The 2,388-nt window shown below is 53.8% G+C and carries 1 protein-coding gene; it reads left to right on the plus strand.

What is annotated here, in order from left to right; genetic code table 11:
* Positions 1-2 precede the first annotated feature (2 nt).
* The coding region (gene metH, locus J1C54_RS16810; RefSeq protein WP_229149958.1) for a methionine synthase at positions 3-2,388 on the plus strand (2,386 nt) is incomplete at its 3' end.

Here is a 2,388-nt window from a genome sequence, read left to right on the forward strand (position 1 = left end):
TGATTCTTGATGGCGCCATGGGGACCATGATCCAGCAATACCGGTTCGACGAGGCCGCCTACCGCGGAGATCGCTTCGCCGACTGGCCATCGGATCTCAAGGGTAACAATGACCTGCTGTGCATTACTCAGCCTTCAATCATTGAAGATATTCACCGCGCCTATCTTGAAGCCGGCGCCGACATCATTGAGACCAACTCATTTAATGCCACCAGTATTGCCATGGCCGACTACGGCATGGAGTCTCTGGCCCGGGAGCTGAATGTCAGCGCAGCACAATGCGCCCGGCGGGCTGCCGATGCAGTGATGCAGGCTGACCCATCACGGCCACGTTTCGTTGCCGGAGTGCTCGGGCCAACCAACCGTACCGCCAGCATCTCCCCTGACGTCAACGACCCAGGCTATCGCAACACCAATTTTGACCTGTTGGTGGAGGCCTATCTGGAAGCCATTGATGGGCTGGTCGAAGGTGGTGCCGATGTACTACTGATCGAAACCATTTTCGATACCTTGAATGCAAAAGCGGCCGTATTTGCTGTAATGAAATACTGCGATGATCATCAGATCGATATTCCCATGATGATCTCCGGCACGATCACTGATGCCTCAGGGCGCACCCTTACCGGCCAAACCACGGAGGCTTTCTATCACTCACTGCGCCATGCCCAGCCGATTACTATTGGACTGAACTGTGCCCTCGGGGCGAAAGAACTACGTCCTTACATGGCCGAATTATCGCGCATCAGTGAAGGCTTTGTTTCCGCCCACCCAAATGCCGGCCTACCCAATGAAATGGGTGAGTACGACGAGTCTCCAGAAGCCATGGCAGCGGAGATTCGTGACTGGGCGAGCAAGGGCTACCTGAATGTGATCGGTGGCTGCTGCGGCACCACTCCGGCTCATATTCGCGCCATAGCCAGTGCCGTGGAGGACCTGTCGCCGCGAGTGCTACCGGAAATCGCGCCTGCCTGCCGTCTAAGCGGACTCGAGCCCCTGACCATCGACAGCGACTCTTTATTTGTCAACGTTGGCGAGCGCACCAACGTCACTGGCTCCAAACGATTTCTGCGCCTGATTAAAGAGGGTGATTACGATACCGCTCTGGATGTGGCCCGTCAGCAGGTTGAGGCTGGCGCCCAGATAATCGATATCAACATGGATGAAGGACTGCTCGAATCGAAAGAGTGTATGGTCCGATTCCTCAACCTGATCGCAGCGGAGCCCGAAATCTCCCGAGTTCCGATCATGATCGACTCTTCCAAGTGGGATGTTATTGAGGCGGGCCTTAAGTGCATTCAGGGAAAAGGCATTGTTAATTCCATATCCATGAAGGAAGGCGAGGCTGCATTTATTGAGCAGGCCCGCCTGGTTCGTCGTTACGGCGCGGCAGTAATCATTATGGCCTTCGATGAGGACGGTCAGGCCGACACCCGCGAGCGCAAGACCCAGATATGCACCCGTGCTTATAAGTTGCTTACCGAACAGCTTGGTTTTCCACCCGAAGACATTATTTTCGATCCAAATATTTTTGCCATTGCTACCGGGATTGAAGAGCACAATAACTATGCTGTGGACTTTATTGAAGCAGTCCACGATATCAAGACCACCCTGCCCTATGCTCTTATTTCCGGTGGTGTATCCAACGTTTCGTTCTCGTTCCGTGGCAATGAGCCAGTGCGAGAGGCAATTCATGCGGTATTCCTTTACCACGCCATCAAAGCCGGCATGGATATGGGCATCGTCAATGCTGGTCAGCTGGCCATTTATGAAGACATCCCTGCGGAGCTTAAGGAAGCAGTAGAGGACATCGTTCTTAATCGCCGCGAAGATGGCACTGAACGCATGCTGGATATCGCCGAAAAATACCGTGGCACTGGCGCCGGCAGCGTTCGTCAAGAGGATCTCAGTTGGCGTGAGTGGCCGGTAGAGAAGCGCCTTGCCCATGCTTTGATCAAGGGAGTGGCAGATTACATTGGTGAAGATACGGAAGAGGCTCGACTAAAAGCCGAACGCCCCTTGCACGTTATCGAAGGCCCCTTGATGGATGGCATGAACGTGGTCGGCGATTTGTTCGGCGAAGGCAAAATGTTCTTGCCCCAGGTAGTCAAGTCAGCGCGGGTAATGAAAAAGGCCGTAGCCTGGTTGATGCCATACATGGAGGCTGAAAAGGAGCTGCTCGGCACTCAGCAGGAGTCCCATGGGCGCATTCTGATGGCGACCGTGAAGGGAGACGTGCACGACATTGGCAAAAATATTGTTGGTGTTGTGCTCCAGTGCAACGGTTACGAGGTTATTGACCTTGGCGTCATGGTTCCCTGTGACAAAATTCTGGATGTAGCCAAAAAAGAAAATGTGGACATTATTGGTCTGTCCGGCCTGATCACTCCAT

The organism is Alcanivorax sp. 1008 (assembly GCF_020667895.1).
In the GTDB taxonomy this organism is placed as follows: Bacteria; Pseudomonadota; Gammaproteobacteria; order Pseudomonadales; family Alcanivoracaceae; genus PGZG01.